23 protein-coding genes are annotated in these 26,409 nt (G+C 28.4%); 19 read left to right on the top strand and 4 right to left on the bottom strand.

Annotation, left to right across the window (positions count from 1 at the left end):
• Positions 1-104 precede the first annotated feature (104 nt).
• Both pyrE and recA read right to left on the bottom strand, forming a co-directional pair.
• Positions 105-689 (bottom strand): orotate phosphoribosyltransferase, encoded by a 585-nt coding sequence (gene pyrE / locus NLO413_RS03695; RefSeq protein WP_045809145.1) that lies wholly within the window; start codon positions 687-689, stop codon positions 105-107.
• Positions 690-748: 59 nt separating this feature from the next.
• Positions 749-1,825 (bottom strand): recombinase RecA, encoded by a 1,077-nt coding sequence (recA, locus tag NLO413_RS03690; RefSeq protein WP_045809144.1) that lies wholly within the window; start codon positions 1,823-1,825, stop codon positions 749-751.
• Positions 1,826-2,857: 1,032 nt separating this feature from the next.
• Here recA and ftsY point away from each other — a divergent pair.
• The 4 genes from ftsY to NLO413_RS03670 all read left to right on the top strand — a co-directional run bounded on the left by ftsY (position 2,858) and on the right by NLO413_RS03670 (position 10,071).
• Positions 2,858-3,784, top strand: coding sequence for a signal recognition particle-docking protein FtsY (gene ftsY, locus NLO413_RS03685; protein ID WP_045809143.1), 927 nt, complete (start codon positions 2,858-2,860; stop codon positions 3,782-3,784).
• Between the two features lie 609 nt (positions 3,785-4,393).
• Complete coding sequence (gene icd, locus NLO413_RS03680; protein WP_045809407.1) at positions 4,394-5,833, top strand: isocitrate dehydrogenase; 1,440 nt, start codon at positions 4,394-4,396, stop codon at positions 5,831-5,833.
• 485 nt (positions 5,834-6,318) lie between these two features.
• On the top strand, positions 6,319-8,067 hold the full coding sequence (recJ, locus tag NLO413_RS03675; protein WP_045809142.1) for a single-stranded-DNA-specific exonuclease RecJ: 1,749 nt from the start codon (positions 6,319-6,321) through the stop codon (positions 8,065-8,067).
• Between the two features lie 798 nt (positions 8,068-8,865).
• Positions 8,866-10,071 carry a CCA tRNA nucleotidyltransferase gene (locus tag NLO413_RS03670; RefSeq protein ID WP_045809141.1) on the top strand — a complete coding sequence of 402 codons (1,206 nt, stop codon included), beginning with the start codon at positions 8,866-8,868 and terminating at the stop codon, positions 10,069-10,071.
• Here NLO413_RS03670 and ndk read toward each other — a convergent pair.
• Positions 10,068-10,487 (bottom strand): nucleoside-diphosphate kinase, encoded by a 420-nt coding sequence (ndk, locus tag NLO413_RS03665; RefSeq protein WP_045809140.1) that lies wholly within the window; start codon positions 10,485-10,487, stop codon positions 10,068-10,070. The genes NLO413_RS03670 and ndk overlap by 4 nt on opposite strands.
• 262 nt (positions 10,488-10,749) lie before the next feature.
• Here ndk and NLO413_RS03660 point away from each other — a divergent pair, with 262 nt between their 5' ends.
• The 13 genes from NLO413_RS03660 (at position 10,750) to NLO413_RS03605 (ending at position 21,373) form a co-directional block, all read left to right on the top strand.
• The gene (locus tag NLO413_RS03660; RefSeq protein ID WP_045809139.1) at positions 10,750-11,310 is read left to right on the top strand and encodes a helix-turn-helix domain-containing protein; all 561 of its coding nucleotides are present in this window, start codon (positions 10,750-10,752) and stop codon (positions 11,308-11,310) included.
• 317 nt (positions 11,311-11,627) lie between these two features.
• Positions 11,628-12,464: a P44/Msp2 family outer membrane protein gene (locus NLO413_RS03655; protein WP_045809138.1), complete on the top strand. Its 837-nt coding sequence runs from the start codon at positions 11,628-11,630 to the stop codon at positions 12,462-12,464.
• A gap of 220 nt (positions 12,465-12,684) precedes the next feature.
• Positions 12,685-13,506, top strand: a complete 822-nt coding sequence (locus NLO413_RS03650) for a P44/Msp2 family outer membrane protein (RefSeq protein WP_052690388.1) — start codon at positions 12,685-12,687, stop codon at positions 13,504-13,506.
• A gap of 33 nt (positions 13,507-13,539) precedes the next feature.
• Positions 13,540-14,451, top strand: a complete 912-nt coding sequence (locus NLO413_RS03645) for a P44/Msp2 family outer membrane protein (protein ID WP_045809137.1) — start codon at positions 13,540-13,542, stop codon at positions 14,449-14,451.
• Positions 14,448-15,218 (top strand): P44/Msp2 family outer membrane protein, encoded by a 771-nt coding sequence (locus NLO413_RS03640; RefSeq protein WP_045809136.1) that lies wholly within the window; start codon positions 14,448-14,450, stop codon positions 15,216-15,218. The genes NLO413_RS03645 and NLO413_RS03640 overlap by 4 nt, the downstream gene beginning before the upstream one ends.
• Before the next feature lie 11 nt (positions 15,219-15,229).
• Entirely contained in the window at positions 15,230-16,147 is a 918-nt protein-coding gene (locus NLO413_RS03635; protein ID WP_052690387.1) for a P44/Msp2 family outer membrane protein, read from the top strand.
• 11 nt (positions 16,148-16,158) lie between these two features.
• Entirely contained in the window at positions 16,159-17,070 is a 912-nt protein-coding gene (locus NLO413_RS03630) for a P44/Msp2 family outer membrane protein (protein ID WP_052690386.1), read from the top strand.
• A 26-nt stretch (positions 17,071-17,096) separates the two neighbouring features.
• Positions 17,097-17,240: a hypothetical protein gene (locus NLO413_RS04875; protein WP_156965567.1), complete on the top strand. Its 144-nt coding sequence runs from the start codon at positions 17,097-17,099 to the stop codon at positions 17,238-17,240.
• A 49-nt stretch (positions 17,241-17,289) separates the two neighbouring features.
• Positions 17,290-17,787, top strand: a complete 498-nt coding sequence (locus NLO413_RS03625) for a hypothetical protein (protein WP_045809135.1) — start codon at positions 17,290-17,292, stop codon at positions 17,785-17,787.
• A complete protein-coding gene (locus NLO413_RS03620) occupies positions 17,784-18,608 on the top strand; it encodes a P44/Msp2 family outer membrane protein (RefSeq protein WP_045809134.1) in 825 nt (274 codons plus the stop codon). The genes NLO413_RS03625 and NLO413_RS03620 overlap by 4 nt, the downstream gene beginning before the upstream one ends.
• Before the next feature lie 56 nt (positions 18,609-18,664).
• The gene (locus NLO413_RS03615; RefSeq protein WP_045809133.1) at positions 18,665-19,474 is read left to right on the top strand and encodes a P44/Msp2 family outer membrane protein; all 810 of its coding nucleotides are present in this window, start codon (positions 18,665-18,667) and stop codon (positions 19,472-19,474) included.
• Positions 19,475-19,536: 62 nt separating this feature from the next.
• Positions 19,537-20,373 (top strand): P44/Msp2 family outer membrane protein, encoded by an 837-nt coding sequence (locus NLO413_RS03610; protein WP_045809132.1) that lies wholly within the window; start codon positions 19,537-19,539, stop codon positions 20,371-20,373.
• 169 nt (positions 20,374-20,542) lie between these two features.
• Positions 20,543-21,373 (top strand): P44/Msp2 family outer membrane protein, encoded by an 831-nt coding sequence (locus NLO413_RS03605; RefSeq protein WP_045809131.1) that lies wholly within the window; start codon positions 20,543-20,545, stop codon positions 21,371-21,373.
• Positions 21,374-21,761: 388 nt separating this feature from the next.
• On the opposite strand, the gene NLO413_RS03600 is transcribed toward NLO413_RS03605, so the two are convergent.
• The gene (locus tag NLO413_RS03600) at positions 21,762-21,992 is read right to left on the bottom strand and encodes a hypothetical protein (RefSeq protein WP_045809130.1); all 231 of its coding nucleotides are present in this window, start codon (positions 21,990-21,992) and stop codon (positions 21,762-21,764) included.
• 879 nt (positions 21,993-22,871) lie between these two features.
• Here NLO413_RS03600 and NLO413_RS03595 point away from each other — a divergent pair.
• Both NLO413_RS03595 and secA read left to right on the top strand, forming a co-directional pair.
• Positions 22,872-23,225: a hypothetical protein gene (locus NLO413_RS03595; RefSeq protein ID WP_045809129.1), complete on the top strand. Its 354-nt coding sequence runs from the start codon at positions 22,872-22,874 to the stop codon at positions 23,223-23,225.
• Positions 23,226-23,650: 425 nt separating this feature from the next.
• Positions 23,651-26,251, top strand: a complete 2,601-nt coding sequence (secA, locus tag NLO413_RS03590) for a preprotein translocase subunit SecA (protein WP_045809403.1) — start codon at positions 23,651-23,653, stop codon at positions 26,249-26,251.
• Positions 26,252-26,409: the final 158 nt, after the last annotated feature.

The raw sequence follows: 26,409 nt of genomic DNA, 5'->3' as shown, positions 1-26,409 counted from the left end.
ATTCTATTGCATTTATATAAATAATCAACCACTACACTAAGTCCAGTACAACTTAATGAATTACTTAGCTCTAAGTAACAACACAATATATCTGATGTTATTATTTATACAAGCAATCTGCTACCAGGTTTTACGGCAGGTATTTGCCTTAAATTATCTGGAAGATTATTATCCGTATAATGCGGTATTTCCAATTCAAGTAAACTCACAATAGGAAAAGGTACATTTATGTCACTATTACTACGTTTTACAATACTTAGCTCACCAACAACATTATCCTTTATGCTTATACATTCTAGTACTTCCATCGAAGATTTTCCTGTTGTAATCACATCTTCAACAATAATTATTTTATCATCACATTTTATCTCAAATCCTCTACGTAATGTAAACACACCATTAACCCGTTCACAAAATACACATCTAATCCCTAATTGTTTGGCAATTTCGTATCCCACTATTATTCCCCCAATTGCTGGAGAAACTATAAGATTTATATTTTGCATAATAATCTTATTTTGAGCTTTTTTTATTAGACGTGCACATAACTCCTCACACACCCCCGGATTTTCAAACAACTTAGCACATTGTATATATGTATCACTATGCAACCCTGAAGATAATACAAAGTGACCTTTCAAAATCGCATTATTACTACTAAAAATATTTAACAAACTTTCATCTAGCACACGCTATACCCTCATAGACTATAAAAGCTGTTGCAACATAATAAGGATAGCTAACTTAATTAAAAAACTTCCTCTGTAACTTGTTCCATTATATCAGCACTTACAACATCACTTACAACATACTCATCGCAATTTCTTGATAAATAATCTCTTATTTTTTTCTCTATTTCATTTGCAATATCGGAATTAGCTTTTAAATAGGCCTTAGCATTTTCTCTTCCTTGACCCATTCTAGTAGAATTATAAGAGTAGTAAGAACCAGATTTTTCAATGATATTAAATTTAACACCCATATCAATAATTTCACCAGTCTTTGATATACCTTCATTATACATAATATCAAAATCAGCTTGTTTAAAAGGAGGAGCAACTTTATTCTTAACAACTTTCACTTTAGTTTGACTACCAACCACAGCATCTTTATCTTTTATTGAGCTAACTTTGCGAATATCTAACCTTACAGAAGTATAAAATTTCAATGCATTACCACCAGTTGTGGTTTCAGGATTACCATATACCATCCCTATTTTCATACGAATTTGATTGATAAAAATGAGAATACAATTGGCTTTTGATACTACAGAAGTCAGCTTACGTAAAGCATGGCTTAGCAACCTAGCCTGCAACCCCATATGCTGATCACCCATATCACCTTCTATTTCAGCTCTAGGAGTTAAAGCAGCAACAGAATCTATAACTATTACATCCATTGCACCAGAGCATACTAAATACTCAACTATATGCAATGCTTGCTCTCCTGTATCCGGTTGTGACACTACTAAATCACCAATATTAACACCAAGCTTACGTGCATACATTATATCTAAGGCATGCTCAGCATCAATAAATGCACAATTTCCACCATTTTTTTGGGCTTCCGCTATAACATGTAACGCAAGTGTTGTTTTACCTGAACTTTCAGGACCAAAAATTTCAATAATCCTACCTTTTGGAAAACCTCCTATACCAAGAGCAACATCCAATGCTATAGATCCTGTAGAAATACTATCTATCTTTTCAGTAGGGTGCTGTTTTAATTTCATGATTGCACCACGACCGAAAGCTTTTTCTATTTGATTAATGGCATTATCCAAAGCTTTCTGCTTATCAATATTAACATTTACACCGCTAGACATTTAGTATACCACGTATGAAATAAATACATATATAAACCACAAGTATTTATCATACCTATCGTAATATAACGATATTGTCAAGAACTTACAAAATTTTGCAAATTAAAATTAACATTAACTTAATAGTCATGATATAAACATATGCACACAATAAAGCATATCCACAGAACAATTTCATTAACGTTATTCTGCTTAACACATAAACAACTTTATAAAAACACCTTTATACTATAACTTTAAAGTTTTTCTAATAAAACTCAAACCGACTTAGACACAAATTACTTAAATAATTTCCGTAATACAATTTATTTAATAAAATCAAATGATAAAGTATTTTAAAATTCTATTTTATGTTTTTTTTAGTACATTCACTTTTAAAAAAGCAATATCACAATGATATCTCTAAAATTTAGAGAATCCAAACAAGCTTTTATACAAAATAGAAATATCGTCTCCCACCCCTAATTTCTCCAACTATTATTTAAACTACAAACAAATTTTACTTGAAGTATACTTCCGTTTTCATTAATTACGTAAACTTATGTACCACATAACTATTGATAAACCTTACTAACTTACAATCAATAATCTTGCTCATATAATCATATAACATAAAAAAAACCATGCCCTTACCCATATAACGTCTTTTATTTAAGATACTTATTTATGTACAAACATGTGTCCTACATTAATATTTATCCAAACAAATTTTGCTGTTTTATATGGAGCTTTACTTAATCAACTCTATAAATTTTACAATTAAAGCATAGAAGTATAAAACATTCATTAGCAGAAATACTAAAACTAAGAGTGTTTTAAACATCAATGAAACGTTTTTTCCCCATATTTCTGTTTCGTATAAGAGGCAATATATCAGCATGCAATGCTTGCATTGCATAATTCACATAATATTATCCTATCTATAACAATTGGTTTTATTACTTTAATACTTTTAAATATTTTGCTAAAATACCAATATAAAGTTGAAATAAAAAAGCTTTATTTCCATTGTATCACAAAAGGCTGACAAGTATGCACAACAATAATAAAGGTTTTTTCAATATTTTAAAAAACAGTTTACAAAAAACTTCATCAAAGTTAAATGAGGGAATTAAAAATATTTTTGTAGTCGGTAAAAAGGTAGATCAACAAACTTTAAAAGAACTACAAGATTTACTAATAACTATGGATGTAGGACATCAAAGTGCAGAGTTTTTAACTAAAAAAATATCCGATATAAAATTAAATAATATAAATTACACACATGTTAAAGAAAAATTAGCTCAAGAAATTGAAAGCATCCTAAGTAAAGTATCCAATCCAATATCTATAACCCATAAACCACATATTATTATGTTATGTGGGACCAATGGAAACGGTAAAACTACAACTATTGGTAAACTAGCTTACAAATTTCGTAGTACAGGAAAATCTGTAATTATAGGAGCATGCGATACATTTCGTGCAGCAGCTATTGAGCAACTAAAAATTTGGGCAGAAAATGTACAATGTCCTATTATAACAGGAACTCACGGAACGGATTCAGCAAGTGTTGCTTATAAAACTGTAAACCAGGCGTTAACTCAAGCAATTGATATTGTACTTATCGATACTGCTGGTAGGTTACATAACCATAAAAATCTTATGGAGGAATTATCAAAAATAAGCCGTATTATAAAAAAACAAGATCAAGAAGCACCCCACAATACTATATTGGTATTAGATGCAACAGTTGGACAAAATGCTTTTGTTCAGGTTGAAGCTTTTTCAAAATTTGTAAATCTAAACGGAATCATTATCACAAAACTAGATGGAACAGCTAAAGGTGGAATAGTAATAAAAATAGCTCAAAAATATAATAACATCAGTTTACATGCAATAGGAGTTGGAGAAAAAATGGAAGATTTAAAAGACTTTTCCGCACAGGAATTTACAAAAAGTCTTCTAGATATGGATTAGACAGACACATCTGTTATAAACATGATGTATTCATATTATAGTAAAAGTACATTTACTTTACCATTGTAATATAACACAGTTGTATACTATTGATAATACTCATGTAATTACAAAATAGAAATACTTATGTAATAATACTACAAGATATAAGTAACACTACATATTAACCTGCGGGATTCTCTTTATACAAATAAACTATGCTATAAGCCTTTTTTTTTACAGCTTACATGCATACATATTAAGGGCATGCTCAAGGGGCATCAATAAATTCACAACCCTATTTGAGCTCCTGCTATAACATACAACACAAGTGCTTTTACCTAACTTTAGATAATATTACTTTTACCACATAAACATACATTTTAAAATATTCTCCAAGCACACAAAATCTTACATATACATAGCAATACAAACTTATACATAACCAACATTTATCTATACAACTAAATTTAACCAATAATTTTTAAATTTTAGTTATTAGAATTAACAAGTACATCATCATAACATCCTTTAACAAATTACAACTCTTACCTTGTATTTATAAATAACTAGTCTATAATGAATTATTAGCAATTAATGTATAATTTGCGCATTTATTATAATAAGATTATGTCAACACCTATAACTGTTGCTTACGGAGATGGTATTGGTCCGGAAATTATGGAAGCAGTACTTCTGATAATTAAAGAAGCACAAGTAGATATTGCTATAGAAACAATAGAAATAGGAAGCAACTTATATAATAAAGAGTGGCCTTCAGGGATTGCACCTTCATCATGGGAATCAATTAATAGAACAAAAATATTATTAAAATCCCCAATTATGACCCCTCAAGGAAAAGGACATAAAAGCTTAAATGTAACACTAAGAAAAATGTTAGGATTGTACGTAAATGTACGGCCATGTATATCATATTTTCCTATTATTGAGACAAAATTTCCTAACTTAAATATAGTAATTATTAGAGAAAATGAAGAAGATACATATGCAGGTATAGAACATAGATTAACTCATGATTCATTTCAATGCATAAAAATATCTACAAAATCAGCATCAGAAAAAATATGTAACTATGCTTTTGAATATGCCAAAAATAATAACAGAAAAAAAGTTTCTTGCTTAGCAAAAGACAACATTATGAAGATGACAGACGGTATTTTTCATCAGTCTTTTGACAAAGTTGCAAAACGTTATTCTGATATTACTTCTGATTTTTACATTGTTGATATCGGTATGGCTAGTGTTGCAAATATACCTGAACATTTTGATGTCGTAGTCACAACAAATTTATACGGTGACATTTTATCTGATATAGTAGCACTATTATCAGGGTCTATAGGTCTTGCAGGTAGTGCTAACATAGGAGATAAATATGCAATGTTTGAAGCAGTACATGGATCTGCACCAAATATTGCTGGAAAAAACATAGCAAATCCTTCAGGACTACTTAACGCTGCCATACAAATGCTTATACACCTTAAAAAATTTAACAAAGCTGAGATAATTTATAATGCACTACTTAAAACATTAGAGGATGGTATACATACAGCTGACATATACAATCCTAAAACAAGCATTACTAAAGCCTCCACCAAAGAATTTGCAGAAGCTATTATTAATAATCTTGGCACAGTTCCTACACAATTACAAAAATTATCTTTGCCTAAAGAATTATCACAAGCAACGCATACTACACAAAATTGTTATACTACACAAAAAGAAAAAAAAACTCTTATAGGAGTAGATATAACTATTGAATATAATCAAGAAGTTATCAAGGACATAGCTAAATCTTTAGGCTCATTAAATAACGCTCTAGAATTAGTATCAATTTATTCAAAAGGTTTAGAACTATGGCCAAATTTGCCGTATCATATAGCATACACTGATCAAATATCTTGCAGGTTCTACGTTAATGATAAAAAGAAGAATATAAGTAACAACGATATTAACAATTTATTAATAAATATCACAGAAAAGGAAATTAATATTTTAAAAACTGAAAATCTATACTTTTACGATAATTGTCCAGGATTTTTCATATTATAGTAACACTAGCAAATAACAGCGTAGATTACAACTTTCAATATATTATAAAAAGCTCTTTAATGTTCTTTATTTAATAAAATTAAACTAACAACATTCAACACACTCAGTAAGTTTTATAATTCTATTTATTTAAAAAATCCCTTTTTAAATTACACATGTTTTAAAAGCTCAATTTCTTAATGAATAGTAGAGCTACCAAGATTTAGAAGACTTACTCTTAAGTAGTATTATTTCCATATTAAAATGTATTACACAGTAGTAAAAACAACATCTTACATTTATTTATAACCAAAAATGATTACAACATTATTAATAACCTAAAAGATCAATAAATTTTGTAAAACAACTTGTTATATAAGTAAAAGCTTTTTTGATTCATTAATTTATTTCAAAGTATTGCTATACATATATTTCTTATAAATTAATATACTAATATACAAAATAAACACAATAATATATGATTTCATATTATTTATATAAACTATATGTTACAACAAGAAATAGATGTTCTAGAGTATACTGGTATCACCGGATCAATATGGAAAGTTGATGAGGTTAGTACAAGAAATATTCTCGCAATTCAACAAAAATTCGGAGTGTGCGAAATTATTGCAAGGATCATATCAATAAAAAATATTCCTATAAATAAAATAGACGATTTTCTATATCCAACATTAAGAAATATGCTGCCTGATCCTTTCCATCTATTGGACATGGAAAAAGCAATTAATAGAATTGAACAAGGAATATATAATCAAGAAAAAATAGTAGTATTTGGTGACTACGATGTTGACGGTGCAACATCATCAGCACTAATAAAAAAATACTTCAAAAGTCTAGGAGTTGATATTTATATTTACATTCCAGATCGCATAGAGGAAGGTTATGGTCCAAATACAAAAGCTTTCCTTAATCTACAAAAGGAAGGTTATAGCTTATGCATTACCGTAGATTGTGGAACTGTTGCACATAAGCCAATATCTATCGCAAAGTCAGTAGGACTTGACATTATCGTTATTGACCACCACATTAGTACTAGTATACTACCTGAAGCAGTTGCTGTTATTAACCCTAATCGTCTTGATGAATCTTCTTCACACACCAACTTAGCAGCAGTCGGGGTTTCTTTTCTGATGGTAGTAGCGTTACACAAAACATTAAAACAAAAAGGTTTTTTTAAAGATAAACAAGAACCTAATCTATTAGATTACTTAGATCTAGTAGCCCTAGGTACCATATGTGACGTAATGCCAATTACAGAATTAAATAGAGTCTTTATAAAACAAGGGCTTAAAGTAATGGCTGCACGAAAAAATGTGGGATTAAAAGTATTATCTGATATTATTGGAATACAAGAAAAACCTAACACTTATCAATTAGGATTTGTAATTGGTCCTCATATAAATGCTGGTGGCAGAATTGGAAATGCAAGTTTGGGAGCAAGTTTATTATCAAGTGAAAGCGAAGAAGAATCTATACAAATTTCTACCAAGTTACAACACCTCAACATAGAAAGAAAAGCTCTTGAAAATCAAAGCTTCAATGAAGCAGTTGTTCAAGCAGAAAAATTAATACTTTCTGGTAAAAACATAATTATAGTTGCACACCAATCTTGGCATCCAGGAATTATAGGAATTATCGCAGGTAGGTTAAAAGAAAAATTCTATTTACCATCTATTGTAATATCACTAAATAATGGCATTGGAAAAGCAAGTGCAAGATCAATACCTGATGTAGATATAGGAGTTGCTATATTATCTGCAAAGCTTAAAAATCTCATTATTGATGGGGGTGGACATGCAATGGCTGCTGGATTTTCTATATATGAAAACAACATTCAAAACCTATATGAATTCCTTTCAGAAGAATTTAGCAATATAAATACACAAAAAATTCTAAAGGCTGTTGGTACCATTACTTTAAATGCTGTAAATTTGCATTTATGGAAAAAATTACAGCTTTTAGAACCATTTGGCATAGGAAATCCAGAACCAAGGTTTATAATAACAAATGTAAAAATAAAAAAACCAGAGCTTATTAATGATAGTCATATTAAGTGCTGGATTTATGATAACAATATTTTTCTGAAAGGCATTTGTTTTAGATGCGCAAATACTGATCTAGGAATCACATTGTTACAATGCCAAGTCACAATGATAATAGGGAAAATTAGTATAAATTACTGGAAAGGCAATGAGAACATTCAATTTATTATAGAAGATGCAATTATTTAAACACTATTATATTCATTCATACTTATTATTTTATACATAACACGACTTATCAGTACCATAAATATATGTTACAAACATAAACTTATATGTATTTTTCCATACTTGTACTATTCTACAAATCTTAATACACTACAATATATTTTAATTGTTAAGATTAACAAAAATTATTGTTATCTTCATTTCTCAACACTTTTATGATGATATACAATACATCATTGTATTCCTTGTACTTAAATCAAAGAACACATAATTTAAGTAATATTGCAAACACATCTTATTTAATGTTAACACAATAATAACAAGGAAAACATGTTAACACTATATTAAATTACACAGCAATAAATTACTACAAATAATAATTATTTTTCTCCCTATATTATCTTAACAATTATAATTAATATGCTTTACATTTAAATAATAGGACTATATATTATCATATAAATTTCTGTGTATAACAGCTACTATAACATTAAGTACTGATATTCTTAAAAATTTACTTATAGAAAAGCCTTTAAAGTTTTATACCAACAACATGTATAACATAGATATTTTGAGTAATCTATCAATACATCATTCTTTTTTATACAATAATTTTTCTATTAAACCTATTGGCTTTACTTAAAACAGTAGAAAATATAGAACATAATTTATTTTTTAACATACATATCCTTTTCTTTGTATATAAACGCCATAGCATCAAAATATTACAAGAATAATCCCTAATCAAAGTATAAAATCTTTTGTATAGTTATCCTAAAATAGATTTGCTATCATTTACATTGTTTAATAAAAAAATAGATGATTTCTCAACTCATAAAAAATCCTAACATTTTATTAATAATAAATGCTATAGAAAAATTTAATGGAAGTATAAGACTTGTAGGTGGATGCGTAAGAGACAGCATAATTAATAAAAGATTTACTGATACCGACTTTGCAACTACTTTAACACCCGATAAGGTAATACAAGCATTAAATTTCTCACATATAAAAACAATCCCTACTGGTATTAAACATGGGACTATCACTGCTATAGTAAATAATACTTCGTATGAAATCACAACTTTAAGGTCTGATATAAAGTGCGATGGAAGGCATGCAAATGTAAGCTTTACTAATAATTGGAAAGAAGATGCTTCAAGAAGAGATTTTACTTTTAATGCATTATATTGTGATAAGGAAGGAAAAATATATGATTATTTCTCTGGAATTCAGGACCTAAACAATAAAACACTAAACTTTATAGGTAATGCAGAAAAGCGTATTAATGAAGACTTCCTTAGAATATTAAGAGCATTTAGATTTCATGCAATGATATGTAATGGTAATCAGCTCAAAAAAGAAATTACAGAATTATGTAAAAAATATTCATACACTATAAAAAAATTATCTAAAGAAAGAGTGAGAGAAGAGTTCTTAAAACTTCTATCATATAACAATATATTAAATACATTACAAATAATGCAACAGTGTAACATTCTAGAGCAAATCCTTCCTTATGACATATCTACTAACATATTATCATCACCTCTTCTACAAAATAATCCTCCTATAGTAAAACTATCAGCTTTGCTTAGAACAATAAAAAATAATGACAAAATAAAAGTTTCAGAAAATGTGAGTAATCTTTTACGATTATCAAATAAACAAAAAAAAATTCTAATCACTCTCGTTACAAATACACTACCAATACCTTTATCAATAAATAATCAAAAAAAATATATTAGTAAATTTGGATTAGAATCATACTGTCATTTAATTACAATCAACCATGTAGAGGTAAATAATACTTATGAAGAATTATTTCAATATATCGATTTTGCAAATAATTTTAAAGTTCCTAACTTTCCTATATCCGGTAATGATCTGCTAAATATAGGTTATAAAAAAGGTAAAGCCCTAGGACAAACATTAAGTATAATAAAACAAACCTGGGAAAACAGTTCATATCAACTAACAAAAACACAACTTTTGTCATTTGCTAAAGATATGTTAAGATACTAATATAAAATTTCACATTCAGGGAAAAAAAACATTATTTCTCTTTTAGCATTTTCTAAATTATCAGACCCATGAACACAATTTGCATCAATACTTTCAGCAAAATCTGCTCTTATTGAACCAGGTTTAGCTTTTTTAGGATCAGTTGCACCCATAACTTCCCTATATAAAGTTACAGCACTGTCCCCAATCAACACCTGTACTATTACCGGTCCAGATACCATAAATCTTATCAATTCAGAAAAGAAAGGCTGTGCCTTATGTATTTCATAAAATCTCTCAGCTTGTAACTGAGATAGTAAGCACATTTTTTGAGCAGCTATTTTTAACCCTGCTTGTTCTATGTAAGCTATCACATTACCTATAATATTACGCTTAACTACATCAGGCTTTAAGATAGATAGTGTTCTCTCAAGCACTTGCACTCCTTATCAAAAGGTTTATGCTAACATAAGGCATTATTTGCATCAAGAAAATTTTTGCTATCAAGTACTATAATTTTAGTATTTTTTATGACAGAAATATAAAACAATATTTATGATCAAAAATATTTACTAGTAATTTTATTTCCAATTTAGCATACTCTTCACAGTTTTATTATTATATACCATGCATTAAATAACTGTTGCATTACAATAACGTATGATTTATCCTAAGTAAATAATCATAACACATAGGATAATTTTTATGATGTCACAAAGACAAAATGCTAATCCCACTAATAATGAAGGAAAAGCAAAATCTCATCCTGTCGATGAGCACAAAACAAAACCTCACCCTGTTGACCAATATGTGGGACGAGAAATAAAGAAGCAACGTATTATTAAAGGAATGAGTCAAAATCAGCTTGCTAGTAAACTAGGAATCACTTTTCAGCAAGTTCAAAAATATGAAAAAGGAACAAATCGAATAGTCATCAGTAGACTATATGAACTTACAAAAGTTTTAGGCATTGGAGTTATTGACGTAATATCAAAAGTACAATTGAATATTAATCACACTACTTCAGATAACAATGAAATATGTAGCAACATCTTAAGAGACAATAATGAAAGCTTTATACCAGAACTGAATCATGACAATACAATTGATAGCAAAGAAATATTAATGCTTGTAAGGGCATATACTTGTATTAAAAATGATAAGACTCGTAATGTAGTCTATAATTTAATAAAATCATTATCTACAAATAATAATGAAGAAAACAATGATATTTCGCCTCTAGCTTTAAATGACAAATAAACATATGATAATAAGGAGGGAAATTAATGTCTATTGTAGATTATTATTTAATATACCTAATTTAAGTATTTATGTGCAAAAATCTTTTATTACATTAACTAGCAATATTTTTTAGTATATCAAAATTATCAGCTTACTAATAATAGCTCCCTAATTAAATATGTAATAATAAATATAACCTGCATTAGACAACAATTCCCTCCTAACAGAATTAATAGATCTACTTAATAACATATTTATTAGCAATTATAATAATTTAGTATATATTAGTAATGTGTTATAATTTATATTAGTTATGAATTCTCTAGTTATGTATTATGAATAAAAAAAAATTTCTATTATGCTTTTTTACAATTTTACTTATTGAATCACATAAGTCTTATGCTTCACCTACACCTATTGATTTTTCAGTAGAGAGTGAGAGTTCAGGCTTTTATATAAGTGGACAATATAAGCCAAGTTATCCATATTTTAAAAATTTTTCTATTGTCGAATCTGAAAACAAACCTTTAATACTATTTGCCACAAAAAAAGATGAAAGTGAAAAATTATCTTTAAATTCCAAAAATAGTTTTAAAGATAAATATGATCCCACTTATACAGCAAATCTTAAAGGTTATTCTATAGCTATTGGATATTCAGTAGGTGGGCCGCGTATAGAATTTGAAGGTTCTTATGAAAAATTCACAATTGACAATGCAGGATATAAAAATCAAGAAAACGCTAAATATTTTGCATTATCTAGATCTGAAACTATTGATGATAGTACTAATTGCAATTATGTTACCTCAGAAAACAACGGTATTAGCATATATTCATTAACTGTAAATACATGCTATGATATACTTACAATACAAACGCCAATAGTACCAAGTATATGTATTGGTATAGGAGGTAGTGTAATTAATTTTCTTGAGCTTGTTAATCTTCAATTGTCATATCAAGCTAAAATTGGATTACAATATTTTTTGTCTCCAAAAACTATAATTTTTATTAATGGTCATGCTCAAAAATTATCAAGTACTAATTTTAAAAATATTCCTGTAAGCTATAATAATCTCGATCTTAAAGATCCTCCTAAGCACATTTCTCCTAATGCTACATTTAATATCAATTATTTTGGTCTTGAGTCTGGTATGAGACTTGTATTTTAGAAGGCCAAATACAAATTTCAATGCTAACAATTCAATACTAGTATAATATATATGGTAGCGTGTATGTAGTATAATTACAACATTGTTTAAATAAATGATTAAAATTTATTTTAAATTGTAGAAATACTCATAAACTCTCTTGACTTGATTCTTTTTTAGCCATATTTATTATTGCATGTAGCTTACTTAGTTATTGTTTAAGGCGAGGCTTGTTATTTTTATGAATTGTAAGGGATCTTTTGTAAAAATTGCATTAGCAATATTTATTTTGCTATTTTCAAATTACGCTTCTTCAGACACTTTAGTCCTTAATTCCTCGCGTAACAATAAAGCATATATTTACATGCAATATAAGCCAGGGATTCCAAAATTTAGAAAATTTAGTATTAAGGAAATGTTGCACTCTACCTCAAATATATTTGGTGTATCAACATCTTTCACAAATCAAATAAATAGTACTAATGTAAGTAGTGTGTCAAATTATAAAGAGGAATATCGTCCTACTTATGATGCAAATAAGATAAGTTTTGGAGGGGGCATTGGCTACTTAGTAAAAAAATATTTAAGGTTAGAGTTTGAAGCCTTCTATGAAAATTTTAATCTTAACAAGGGTAATTATCTAATTAGTGGTAATCATAGGTATTTTGCACTAGTACATGATGATAACAAATATGTTGTAATGGAAAATCGAGGGTTAAAGGCTGGTTCGACATTATTAAATATCTGTTATGATGTTTTAAACGCAGAATTGAAGCAGTATTATATTTCTCCTTATTTTTGTGCGGGTATTGGTATAAATCTAATAAATTTCTTAGATTCTAATTTTATAAAGCTAGCATATCAAGGTAAGTCGGGCATAAACTTTACCGTAAATTCTAATATTATCATTTACTTTGGTGCCTATTATCATGGAATAGCAGATAATAAATTTATCAATTTACCTGTTATTTATAGTTCAGATAATAACAGTGTAAAGTTTGCTGAATCAACACTTAGCGTTAGCTATTTTGGTGCTGAATTTGGTGTCAGGTTTATGATTTAGTTTAATTTTTACATTTGTTTGAGGAATTGCATTATGCTTTGTAAAAGGTTTTTAGCTAGGGTTATACTAATTGGAGTTACAGGGTTTAGTTTATGTGCATTCTTTGCTGCATATGCTGTAGATCGTATTCCTGCTAATAACTTAGGCTTTTATATAGGTGCACAATATAAGCCGGGTATCTCGTATAGTATTGGAGGATTTACGTTAAAGGGTACTTTAATGGATATAGTGTCCATTATGGGATTAAAGCCTAATGCAATAACGTTTCCTAACAATATAGACAAAGAATCCATTTTTGAAGCTTTAAAAATTAAAAATAATTTTCAAGGTGCTTATAGTCCTTCTTATAAGAACAGTTTTACAGGATTTAGTGGACTTATAGGATATTCAGCTAAAAACGGTACAAGATTAGAAGTCGAATATTTTTATGAAAATTTCGAATTACAAAATCCGAGCAACTATACGTTAGATGATAGTTATAAATATTTTGCGGTTGTAATGCAGCATAATGACAATACTACAGGAAACTATTATGTTATGCAAAATTCTGATATTAGCATTGCTTCCATGATAGTTAATACATGTTATGATTTTATCATAACTAGAGCGATGTTACATCCCTATATATGTGTTGGTGTGGGGGGAGGTATTTTAGAGGCTTTTAATTTACCTCATATTAAGTTTATATACCAAACAAAGGCTGGTCTTAGTTATTCTCTAACACGAAGAATAGTGGTTTTTGCTAATGGTTATTATAGTGGAATTACAAATAATAAATTAAAGAACTTACATTTTTATTCTCCTATTATTAATAGTAATCAGCTTACAAGTAATGATAATCAACCTGCAAATGGAAGTGCTACAGCTGTAATAGCTTTTAATAATTTTCTCGGAGCAGAAATTGGAATCCGCTTCATATTTAACTGGGAGGATCCATTACTATGAGTTTTAAAAATTTATTTGTAAGATTATTAATAGCTTTTTTTTCTTTGCAGTTTTTTTCAAGCTCTGTTAACGCAAGTATTTATGTAGGTGGGCATTATAAACCAGCTATTATGAATATAATTAAAGATTTCTTAGTAAAAGGAGACTCTCTTAATTTTTTTTATTCAATCCTACATAATGAGCTTTTGAGTAATGATCAGAATACTGATAGTGTTATAATAAAAATGGCTAGTCATAATAATCCATATAATCCTGCCTATAGCAATAGTACCTTAGGGCTTGGTGGTTTTATAGGATATTCAAATAATAGGATGAGAATAGAAATTGAAGTTTCTCATGAAAAATTTGGTTTACATAATTTTAACAATTCAGATGATAAGTATCTTATTTCATTTTATAATTCTTCAAACAGTATCCATACAATAAGAGCTAGCGACATTAGTGCTACTGCTTTTATGATTAATTTATGTCATGATTTTGCAACAGATAACTTAGGAATAAGTCCTTATTTATGTGCTGGAGCTGGAAGTAATTTTATAGAAGTTTTTGATGCTTTAAGAGTTAAATTTATATATCAAGCAAAAGCTGGTGTTAGTTTCATCAGATTGCCAAAAGTAATTGTTTTCGCTGGTGGGTATTATGAAGGCATTATAAATAGTAATTTTAAGAATTTGTACTTCGAATATCCTAAATATGTGAGTTTCACTGCTAAATTAAATATAAGTTATTTTGGTGGTGAGGTTGGCGTTAGGTTTACATTTAATTAAGGGGATATAATATGATTTATAAAGATTTATTTATTAAAACTTCATTTGTTGCATTAGCTTTGCTTATGCCTTTTTATTCTTCTGCGCAAGTAGTTGTTGAAGAAGAATCTAAAAGTAATGTACAAAATCATGGGTTTTATATAGGAGGTCAATATAAGCCTGGTATTTCTATAATGGGAGACCTTACATTAAAAGGAGATCTTGTAGATATTAAGGCTATTATTGGATTAAAACCTGAGGCAACAGGTACTGTCGATGCTGATGGAAAAACTGCTATTGGTAAAGCTTTAGAAACAGCTACTAATTTTAAAGGAATTTACAAACCAACTTATAACAACAGCCTTACAGGTTTTAGTGGTCTTATAGGTTATTCAATGAATAGCGGAATGAGAATAGAATTTGAAGGATCTTATGAAGATTTTGAATTAAAAAATCCAGGTGGTTATACATTAAAAGATGGCTATAAGTATTTTGTTGCAGCTTACAATTTAAAGAGTGGTTCTTCTGATGAAGTAGACTCCGGCAGCAAAAAATATTTTATTATTAAGAACTCTAATATTGTAGTTGCTTCTACTATGATTAACGCATGTTATGATTTTGCTCTAGATAGTTTAAGCAATGTAAGAGAGATAAGCCCTTATTTATGTGCTGGTGTAGGAGGAAGTTTTGTAAAAGTTTTTAATTCACAACATATTAAATTTGCATATCAAGCAAAAGCTGGTGTTAGTTATTTTATATCTCCATCAGTAGCAATTTTTGCTGACGGGTATTATGAAGGAATTTTAAACAATAAATTCAGAAATTTTTCTAGTTACAATCATGAGAGTAATACCTCTTCTAGTATGAATTTTGATCATAATGTTATATACGCTACTTTAGATTTTAATTATTTTGGTGCTGAGGTTGGCGTTAGGTTTACATTTAATTAAGGGGATATAATATGATTTATAAAGATTTATTTATTAAAACTTCATTTGTTGCATTAGCTTTGCTTATGCCTTTTTATTCTTCTGCGCAAGTAGTTGTTGAAGAAGAATCTAAAAGTAATGTACAAAATTATGGGTTTTATATAGGAGGTCAATATAAGCCTGGTATTTCTATAATGGGAGACCTTGCATTAAAAGGAGATCTTGTAGATATTAAGGCTATTATTGGATTAAAACCTGAGGCAACAGGTACTGTCGATGCTGATGGAAAAACTGCTATTGGTAAAGCTTTAGAAACAGCTACTAATTTTAAAGGAATTTACAAACCAACTTATAACAACAGCCTTACAGGTTTTAGTGGTCTTATAGGTTATTCAATGAATAGCGGAATGAGAATAGAATTTGAAGGATCTTATGAAGATTTTGAATTAAAAAATCCAGGTGGTTATACATTAAAAGATGGCTATAAGTATTTTGTTGCAGCTTACAATTTAAAGAGTGGTTCTCCTGATGAAATAGACTCCAGCGGCAAAAAATATTTTATTATTAAGAACTCTAATATTGTAGTTGCTTCTACTATGATTAACGCATGTTATGATTTTGCTCCAGACAGTTTAGGAAATGTAGGAGAGATAAGTCCTTATTTATGTGCTGGTATAGGAGGAAGTTTTATGAAAGCTTTTGATTCGCAATATGTTAAATTTGCGTATCAAGCAAAAGCTGGTGTTAGTTATTTTATATCTCCCTCGGTGGCAATTTTTGTTGACGGATATTATGAAGGAATTTTAAACAATAAATTCAAAGATCTTCATTATAATTATTATTATAGTACTTCTTCTACTTCTCCTCTGAGTAACATTATTTCTGCTACCTTAGATTTTAATTATTTTGGTGGAGAGATTGGTGTTAAATTTATACTTAATTAAAAGGGTACATTAATGAGTAGTATAATATGCTGATAAATGATGTTTATGCCATTTCAGGCTTCAGGCAATACTGTAGTAATGTCCAAGCATTTTATCCCACTAGTAGTGTATTTCAACAGCAACTTGACTTAAGCTATTTCGGGGGTGAATTTGGTGTAAGATTTATCTGAATTAGTTATACATATGTAGTGTACTTGTTGTACTGTATTAGGGTTTTATATGTTATATTTTAAAAATATATATAATGGTTTATCACTTATAAAAGATTTACTGACATTTGTACCATCTTCTTTTATATCGTTTATAAAATTTATAAAAAAAACTACAGGTAGTATTCTATTAGTAGAAAAAAAGTATAAGTCTAATCTTTTGATGGTTCAAAATTTTACAAAAAGAAGTAGTTTTTTATATGTAGGATTGGCGGACTTAAATTCTAATATAATTACAGCACAACTAAATGCTATAAATGTTTTACAGGCAGATTTTATAAAAAAATATTTAAAAATTATAACAATAATCATGCAAAATAGTAGCTGGAGTTTCATGTATAGTAAAATAAGAAGAGATGCTGCTAGTAGTAAGCTCAAAGATTTGTTAAGTTGTTTAACAGTCACATACAATAACTTTATAAACAGTATTATTGCTAGCTTTAGTGGTAGCAGGTTTAGGTTAAATACATGTGTTTATAATTTATTCACTATTAGGAGTTTTTCATGATTGATAAAGTTTTTTCTATAAAAAATGTATTTATAGCTTTAGCTGCAGTGTTAGTAAGTACTAATAATGTCTCAGCATCAAATTGTGGTTGTCAGAACAGCACCACTAATGGCTTATATGTAAGTGCTTATTATAGTCCTACCTTATCTTTAATCAAAAATTTTACAATTGGAGAGCATAATAATATAACTAAAGCTGTTTTTGGTTATAAAAAAGATAAAACAGGTAACGATATTAATACCACCAATATTGCAAGCTTTGCTATTAATAATCCTGAGTTTCAGTACGGTGATAATCTACTATCAGCTTTTCATGGTGCAATTGGTTGTTTTTTAAAGAGCAACTTAAGAGGAGAGTTAGAAATAGGATATGAAAATTTTAGTGCTGTACCTAATAATGAAATGTATAATGTGTATGCTTTAAGTCGTAACAGTGCTATTTCTAGTAGTCAATACGTAACTGTAAAAATCGATGCCATCAACACTGTATCACTCATGGCAAATACATGCTATGACTTTATAAATGCAAATATAGTGCCTTATATTTGCGCTGGGCTTGGCGGAAATTTTGTAAAAATTACACATAATATAGTACCAAAATTTTCTTATAAAATTAAGCTTGGTACAACTTTTAAATTCAATCCAAAAATACTTATAGCTATTGGAGGGTTTTATCATGGCATTTTTGGAAATAAATATAAATATTTATTAGTCGATCAACCAGTACAGTTAAGTCATACCTTAAATCTTAATAACGCTATTGCTGAATTTAATTTTTCTTATTTTGGTGGTGAAATAGGTGTAAGGTTTATGTCTTATTAATTATTACAGTTAGTAATGTAACCTAAGTTTTTTTGATAGATAAGGAGTTTTTATTTATGGGTTATGCAAAATTGTTTATAAGATTTATAGCAGTGATTTCACTAATACCAAGCATTTCTGTGTCTGCAATATCTAAACCCAATAGTAATGGTAGTTACTATGTAAGTGCTCATTACAATCCAACATTATGTAAATTTTTTAACTTTGAAATTGCAGAAGCTTATCAAAAAACCATATTATCACATGGCTATAAAACTGATAGTAGCGTTGTTAACGAATTGCAAGGTACAAATTTCAATGTATCTAACTTTCAGTTTAATTACAAAGACAACTTATTATTAGCTTTTAGTAGTGCTGTTGGTTATAAAAAAAATAATGGTTCAAGAATAGAGTTTGAAGTAGGTTATGAGAAATTTAACACAAAAACAGATACAGAATATCAAAATGAGGACGCATATAAGATTATTGCCCTAAAACGTTCAAGTTATCTTCAACATGCAGATTACATTACAGTAAAAATTGATGCTATTACTACTGTATCCCTAATGGCAAATTTATGTTATGATTTACATATATCAAAGGTTGTTCCTTATGCATGCGCTGGTATTGGTAGCAATATTGTTCATATTACACAAAACTATGTAGTACCTAAATTTTCCTATCAGGCTAAAGCTGGTATCAATTTTTCAGTTAACCCAAAAACTTCTATATTTCTTGGTGGTTTCTATCATAGTATTCTTGATAAAACATATAATGGTATTCCAGCAAATATGCCTAAAAATTTATTTTGTTCTTTTAATGGCGTTGTAGCTACTTTTGATTTATCTTATTTTGGCGGTGAGGTAGGAGTTAGATTTATATTATAATCAATTCATTAAGTATTTTAAATGATAATTTCATAGTGTGTATATATTTAAGGGTTATGTTTATGAGTTATAAAAATTTTTATATAAGAAGTACGTTAGCAATAATAGTTATGTTACTACCAAATATTTCTTTTGCTACTACATCAGATGTTGATAAATTACATGGTATTGGTAATTTTTATGTTAGTGCATTTTACAATCCCACTCTTTCTCAAATTAGGGACTTTACAATTGCAGAACCAGGTTCATTAACTAAGGTTGTTCTTGGTTACAAAAAAGATGCGAACACTATTGCTTTGTCAACTCATAGTAACTTTAATGTTAAAAATTTTGAATACCACTTTAATAACAATATATTATTTGCTCTTAGCGGAGCTGCTGGTTATGCAGTTGGAGATGGGCTAAGAATAGAATTTGAAGTAGGGTACGAACAATTTAACACCAAGGGGGGGGGAGATTATATACATGAAGATGCACATAAATTCTGTGCATTAAGTCGTGAAAATAATATTAGTGATCAAAGATATGTTACTGTAAAAATTGACGCTATCACTACTGTATCGTTAATGATGAATGCATGCTATGACTTAATTTCATCTAATACTTCAATTACACCTTATTTATGTGCTGGTATTGGAAGTAATATCGTGAATGTAACTCAAAGTTATTTAACACCAAAACTTGCATATAAAATTAAGGCCGGTCTTAATTATCCATTAATTCCAGAAGCATCCATATCTGTTGGTGTTTTTTATCACAGTATACTTGACACAGAATACAAAAGTTTGCCAGTGTATCACCCTTCATCATTAAGTACTGCTCCTATGTATACTAATGCTACAGCTAAATTTGGCTTTTCTTACTTTGGAGGTGAAATAGGTGTTAGATTTATGTTTTAGTTTTTACTAATTTTTATATATTATATAACATTTACATTTATAAAGTGCTAGCACACTAAAAATTAGAAAAGATAAAGTTTGTAGTTTAGGCTTATTATTCCTTTAACTGTTTTATTTATGTGATAAACTATTGTATATTTAATTATGGTTTATAAAAAGGTTTAATGTTATGAATTACAAAAAATTCTTTGTAGGAAGTGCACTAATGACACTGGTATCGTTATTGCCACACTACTCTTTTAGCGCACCTATAAGTGCAAGTGATTCCATGAATAATGATTCCAGTGGTGAATTTTACATAAGTATGCGCTATAGCCCTACTTTTTCACAGTTTCGTAATTTTAAAATTAATGAAACTAATCGGCAATCTACTGTGAAGGGTTATAGCAAATCTGATAGTAGTGTTGTCCGTACTAGTCACGAAAAATTCACAGTTGAAAATTTCCAGTTTAAATTTGATAATAATTTATTATTGGCTTTTAATGGAGCTATTGGTTACTCAATGGGAGGTCCAAGAGTAGAACTAGAAATAGGATATGAAAGATTCAACACAATTTCTAATGATACTTACGCATCTGATAAAGCTTATAAAATTGTGGCATTAGGACGTAATGGCGCTATAACTGCTAATAACTATGTAACTGCGGAAATTAACAATATAACTACTGTATCATTAATGGCTAATGCTTGTTATGACATACCAGTACATGACATGTCATTAGTACCATACGTATGTGCAGGAATAGGTAGTAATTTAGTTAACACAACTAAAGACTCATTAACACCTAAGTTTGCTTATCAAGCTAAAGCTGGAGTTAGTTACACAATCACACCTGAAGTATCTTTAACTGTTGGCGGATTCTATCATGGAATTATAGGAACCAAATATGAAAAATTACATGTAGACAATGCTACTGGCTTGACAGATAAAACTTCAGCTACTGCTGAATTTGGCCTTTCTTACTTTGGTGGTGAATTAGGTGTTAGATTTACGCTATAATCTGACTTAAGAATATATGGTAAAGATATTTACTATCTTTACCTATATTCTTATTTTATACAGCTTAAAAACTTCTATTAAAATAAATCAATACCGGTATCTTACAATTATTTTATGATTATAAATTAATTTAAACCATAAATTAGTACTTTAACTTTATAATTAACCTTCCATCACAAAACCTTAACTATTTTAACACTCTCAAGTTATTTCAAAAAACAAGTTCTCTATTAAAATAAATATCTCCTTTTTTTACACACAATACAAGCGGGGTACTAATGAACACATTATTCTATAGCAAAATTTTATTTTATCTAAAGCATATACTTAGTGTTATTTTAAACATGCAATTTAGTTTATTTAATGTGAATATATGTTATAAATTATATCATGTATTATCTGCACAGTTACCATATTTCACTTCCACTGTTACGTAAGCAATACTAAATTCTTCATTAAGTAGCCTTTTATTAACAGACAATAAAACTTCCGTATGATTTAAACAATTATGTAAAAAACTAAAAAATAATTTTTTAACAGTTTTTTTTAATAATATGTTATTGCTTTTACAGGCTTTTTCTATTGATAGTGTGAATAGAAATATTAAAGCTCTAATCAAGATAGTTTAAGCATAAATAGTAACTATAAAGTAGGTTGAAGATTTTATAATTAAAATACTTTTTAATAAAATGGTGCCCTAACTAGAAATAAACTACAACTAGTCAGATTCTAAAGAAGTAAATCATATAAAATTCAAAAACCACTCTCAAGAAAAGTAATAAGTCTCCTGTTTTTGATAAAATTTACTTAAATTTTACTGATGCTGTTGGGTATTTACAAAATAGTGTTAGTAGAACTTTTATGCTTACAAATATTTTTTATGCTCAAGATATGATAGTCATTGTCATTAAGGATAATCAACCGTTTATACTTTGATTCATAATAATGATATCAAGAAAAGTACAACTATAATAAATCATGTTATTACAAAAAACAAAGGAATAACTAGTGATAGTTAATAAAACAAAGTTTATTGTTTATTCATTAAAACCTATAATAAAAATCATATAATAAGTTTCTTATGTACAATTATTCCATAAAATTTCTAAAAAGAATTTATATTATTAATCACAACAATAATATAGATTATACTTTGCTCCCCTATATTTAAATTTTAAATTATTACATAGTATTAACATATTTAACATTCGTGCATCTGTACAAAAGAATTTTTAACAAAAAACTCATGATACTTACAAGGAACTACCTTACAAAAATTTATCTTAATGTATAATAAAAATAGCATTTCACATCTTTAGGTAAACTATCTATCTAGAGTGAAGTTTGTTTATAAAAGTTTAAATACATTTAGTAAAATTTGATGTATATTCAAGTTACTACTAAACCATATTTATATAATTTATTAATAACATATTGATATACTTATAATACTAATATATAGTTTATAAAATAGTAGAAAAAAGGAGTACACATAATTATGATAGATTTTATAGAATGCGAAGCTTTTGTTACACATCACGGCAATAATGCTCAAGATGTTCAATATCATGGCAATGTGAACGTTGATTATAATGGTACATTTAACACAAATCTTCAATTATCTTCTGAAGATATGGTTGGCACTCATGTACATGTTGATGGAGTTATACACATAAATGATAATACACCATATTTAAAAATACATGGTGACATAGAAACTTCTCAAGGAATATCTACTGGTACTGGTACTTTTTACCATGACATTGCAGGACGTATTGATGACGAAAATAATATAGTATTTCAATATGATGGTAGCAGTGAAGATATTAAATTTTTATTTCCTCAAGTTTAGTTTTTAAGTTTTAATGTACATGCTTCAGGAAAAAAATTCCTGAAGCATTGTCTTTTCTTTATAAGAAGTATATACAATAGTCGTTACATTTTAAGTAGTAGTTTTTCCCCTTTGGTTACTGCTATTAATATACAGTTTTTTCATAGTATAAATATGTATTTTAGTTAAAATGTTCAAAAGGACTTTTCTATAAGCTTTATTCATCTATAATCTAGAAATAATTAAAAATAAATTTAATACCTAAAACGCATATAACACTAGTATATGTTTGTATTACCTTTAAAAATAATGTACAAACTATAGTATTATCTTAAAAATATTAAGCTACAATACTACATCAATAAGTTAGCACTTTAATGTTAAATTCTATTGTAATTTTTCCAATTTATACATATAATTCTCCACTTATTATAAAACTCATCTTTATGCTAAGCATCATACAACGAATTTTTGGATCATCGAACCACTCTATAAAAGCTTTTCAAAAAATTGTATCAGAAATTAATACAATGGAAAGAAGCATGGAATCCATATCTGATGAATCACTACGTACAAAAACATCAGAATTCAAAAAATTATTAAGTCAAGGTAAAACTCTTGATGATATTTTAGTTCCAGTATTTGCAGTTGTACGTGAAGCAGCAAAAAGAACCTTAAATATGAGACATTTTGATGTGCAACTTATAGGTGGTATAACACTGCATAAAGGTATGATTGCAGAAATGAAAACAGGTGAAGGAAAAACATTAGTAGCAACATTAGCTGCATACCTTAATTCTCTAGAAGGAAATGGTGTGCATATAGTTACAGTAAATGATTACCTAGCAAAGCGTGATTCTGAATGGATGAAAAAATTATATGAAGCATTAAACGTAACAGTAGGATGCATTACCAGTAATACAAGCGACGAAGAAAGAAAAAGTGCTTATAAATGTGATATTTTATACTCAACAAACAATGAACTAGGATTTGACTACCTTCGAGATAATATGAAATTTACTAGAGAAGAAATGGTACAAAAAGGTTTCAATTATGCAATTGTTGATGAAGTAGACTCTATCCTAATAGATGAAGCAAGGACACCTTTAATTATATCTGGACAAGTAGAGCAAGATAATAACATATATAAAAAAATAGATAAGCTGATACACAATTTAAAAAGCGAAGATTATGAATTAGAAGAAAAAAACAAATCTGTATTTCTAACTGAAAGTGGAACCACAAAAATTGAAAAATTATTATTATCCCATAACCTAATTCCTACTGATTCATCTCTATACGATACTAGTAACATTGTAATGATGCATTATGTCAACCAAGCTCTACGTGCACATAAACTGTTTTCTATAGATAAAGATTACATAGTCAAAAATGGCAACATAATTATAATTGACGAATTTACTGGCAGAATGATGGAGGGAAGAAGATATTCTGATGGACTACATCAGGCTCTAGAAGCAAAAGAAAATCTAAATGTAAATAACGAAAATCAAACCCTAGCATCTACTACATTCCAAAATTATTTTCGTATGTATAAAAAACTCGCAGGTATGACAGGAACTGCATCAACAGAATCTGAGGAGTTTTGGGGTATATATAGATTACAAGTTATACAAATACCAACCAATGTTCCAGTAACAAGAATAGATCTCAACGATGACATATACCCTACAGAAGAAGCAAAATTTAATGCAGTTATCGATTTTGTCTATGAATGTCACAAAAAATTACAACCTGTATTAGTGGGAACAATAAGTATAGAAAAATCTGAAATTTTGTCAAAGCTACTTACAAAGAAAAAAATAGCACATTCCGTATTAAATGCACGTTACCATGAACAAGAAGCATATATTATTGCTCAAGCTGGAAAACCAGGCGCAGTAACTATAGCAACAAATATGGCTGGAAGAGGAACAGATATCCAGTTAGGTGGTAATTCAGAAATGTTAGCAAAAACAGAATTAGCCAATATTTCAAATAAGCAAGAAAAAGAATTAAAATATAAGCAACTTGTTGAGCAAGTAAAAAAGGATAAAAAGCGCGTTATAAATGCTGGTGGACTTTGCATAATTGGTACAGAACGACATGAAAGCAGAAGAATTGATAATCAATTACGTGGACGATCAGGTAGACAAGGGGATCCAGGCTTATCTAAATTCTTTTTATCTTTAGATGATGATCTACTTAGAATTTTTGGATCCGATAAAATAAAAAACGTACTTCAAAAATTAGGTATGAAAAAAGATGAAGTCATTCAACACAAATGGATTAGTAAAGCTATTGAAAAAGCACAATGCAAAGTTGAATCAAGAAACTATGACATCCGAAAATCATTACTAAGATTTGATGACGTAATTAATGAGCAGCGTAAAGTCATTTTTGAGCAAAGAACTCAAATTTTAGATAGTGAATCATATGATTTATCTTCTATGTATCAAAGTTTAAATCAAGAAATAGTCAACGATATTGTACAGGAAAAATATTGCAATTTAAGTAAAGAAACAACAGAAATTTTATCTGCCGAAGTTAAAAAGATATATAACATTGACCTTGACACTAACAAAATAAGTACTTTTGAGTTAAAAGATCAAATTATTGACTATATAAACAGTATTGCTGACAATATACTTTCAAGTAAAGCTCAACTATTCACAAAATATCACGAAAATCTATGGAACTTTGCAGTTAAAAAAGTAATGATGATGTCTCTGGATTACTTATGGAGAGAGCATCTTGCAGCATTAGACTGCTTAAAATGCGGTATTAACTTACGATCTATAGCACAAAAAGATCCACTAAATGAATTTAAAATAGAAGCATTTTCTATGCTCCAAGCAATGTTAAGTAAATTTAATGAAATGATAATACAAAAATTATCACATTTAGAATTAGAAAATGAAGCTCCTTTAAAAGATCAATCTCTTATTAATTATAGTGCTTTTTTTAATAAAGTATCGCGTAATGAAAAGTGTCCTTGTGGTTCTGGAAAAAAATATAAACATTGCCATGGGTACAAAATTATATAAGATACCCCATTATTACGTAATAATACTACACAATAATTAAAATACCATCAATGTCGTTAATAATCTTTAATCATTAAAATTTTATCTCTAGTTTTTCTTTACAAAATTAAGCTTAATTTTTAACATACACTTAAAAAGCTTCGGTTAATCTTAAATCA

The organism is Candidatus Neoehrlichia procyonis str. RAC413 (assembly GCF_000964795.1).
GTDB classification, from domain to species: Bacteria; Pseudomonadota; Alphaproteobacteria; order Rickettsiales; family Anaplasmataceae; genus Neoehrlichia; species Neoehrlichia procyonis.
This window is presented reverse-complemented; position numbering and strand designations above follow the sequence as displayed.

Bases quoted from the DNA above. Each gene is read 5' to 3' on its own strand.
- recA (WP_045809144.1), bottom strand. From the start codon at position 1,825: ATGTCTAGCGGTGTAAATGTTAATATTGATAAGCAGAAAGCTTTGGAT.
- NLO413_RS03595 (WP_045809129.1), top strand. From the start codon at position 22,872: ATGATAGATTTTATAGAATGCGAAGCTTTTGTTACACATCACGGCAAT.
- NLO413_RS03615 (WP_045809133.1), top strand. From the start codon at position 18,665: ATGGGTTATGCAAAATTGTTTATAAGATTTATAGCAGTGATTTCACTA.
- NLO413_RS03645 (WP_045809137.1), top strand. From the start codon at position 13,540: ATGCTTTGTAAAAGGTTTTTAGCTAGGGTTATACTAATTGGAGTTACA.
- NLO413_RS03620 (WP_045809134.1), top strand. From the start codon at position 17,784: ATGATTGATAAAGTTTTTTCTATAAAAAATGTATTTATAGCTTTAGCT.
- NLO413_RS03670 (WP_045809141.1), top strand. From the start codon at position 8,866: ATGATTTCTCAACTCATAAAAAATCCTAACATTTTATTAATAATAAAT.
- NLO413_RS04875 (WP_156965567.1), top strand. From the start codon at position 17,097: ATGCTGATAAATGATGTTTATGCCATTTCAGGCTTCAGGCAATACTGT.
- NLO413_RS03640 (WP_045809136.1), top strand. From the start codon at position 14,448: ATGAGTTTTAAAAATTTATTTGTAAGATTATTAATAGCTTTTTTTTCT.
- NLO413_RS03635 (WP_052690387.1), top strand. From the start codon at position 15,230: ATGATTTATAAAGATTTATTTATTAAAACTTCATTTGTTGCATTAGCT.
- NLO413_RS03630 (WP_052690386.1), top strand. From the start codon at position 16,159: ATGATTTATAAAGATTTATTTATTAAAACTTCATTTGTTGCATTAGCT.
- NLO413_RS03650 (WP_052690388.1), top strand. From the start codon at position 12,685: ATGAATTGTAAGGGATCTTTTGTAAAAATTGCATTAGCAATATTTATT.
- recJ (WP_045809142.1), top strand. From the start codon at position 6,319: ATGTTACAACAAGAAATAGATGTTCTAGAGTATACTGGTATCACCGGA.
- icd (WP_045809407.1), top strand. From the start codon at position 4,394: ATGTCAACACCTATAACTGTTGCTTACGGAGATGGTATTGGTCCGGAA.
- NLO413_RS03610 (WP_045809132.1), top strand. From the start codon at position 19,537: ATGAGTTATAAAAATTTTTATATAAGAAGTACGTTAGCAATAATAGTT.
- NLO413_RS03655 (WP_045809138.1), top strand. From the start codon at position 11,628: ATGAATAAAAAAAAATTTCTATTATGCTTTTTTACAATTTTACTTATT.
- NLO413_RS03625 (WP_045809135.1), top strand. From the start codon at position 17,290: ATGTTATATTTTAAAAATATATATAATGGTTTATCACTTATAAAAGAT.
- secA (WP_045809403.1), top strand. From the start codon at position 23,651: ATGCTAAGCATCATACAACGAATTTTTGGATCATCGAACCACTCTATA.
- NLO413_RS03605 (WP_045809131.1), top strand. From the start codon at position 20,543: ATGAATTACAAAAAATTCTTTGTAGGAAGTGCACTAATGACACTGGTA.
- ftsY (WP_045809143.1), top strand. From the start codon at position 2,858: ATGCACAACAATAATAAAGGTTTTTTCAATATTTTAAAAAACAGTTTA.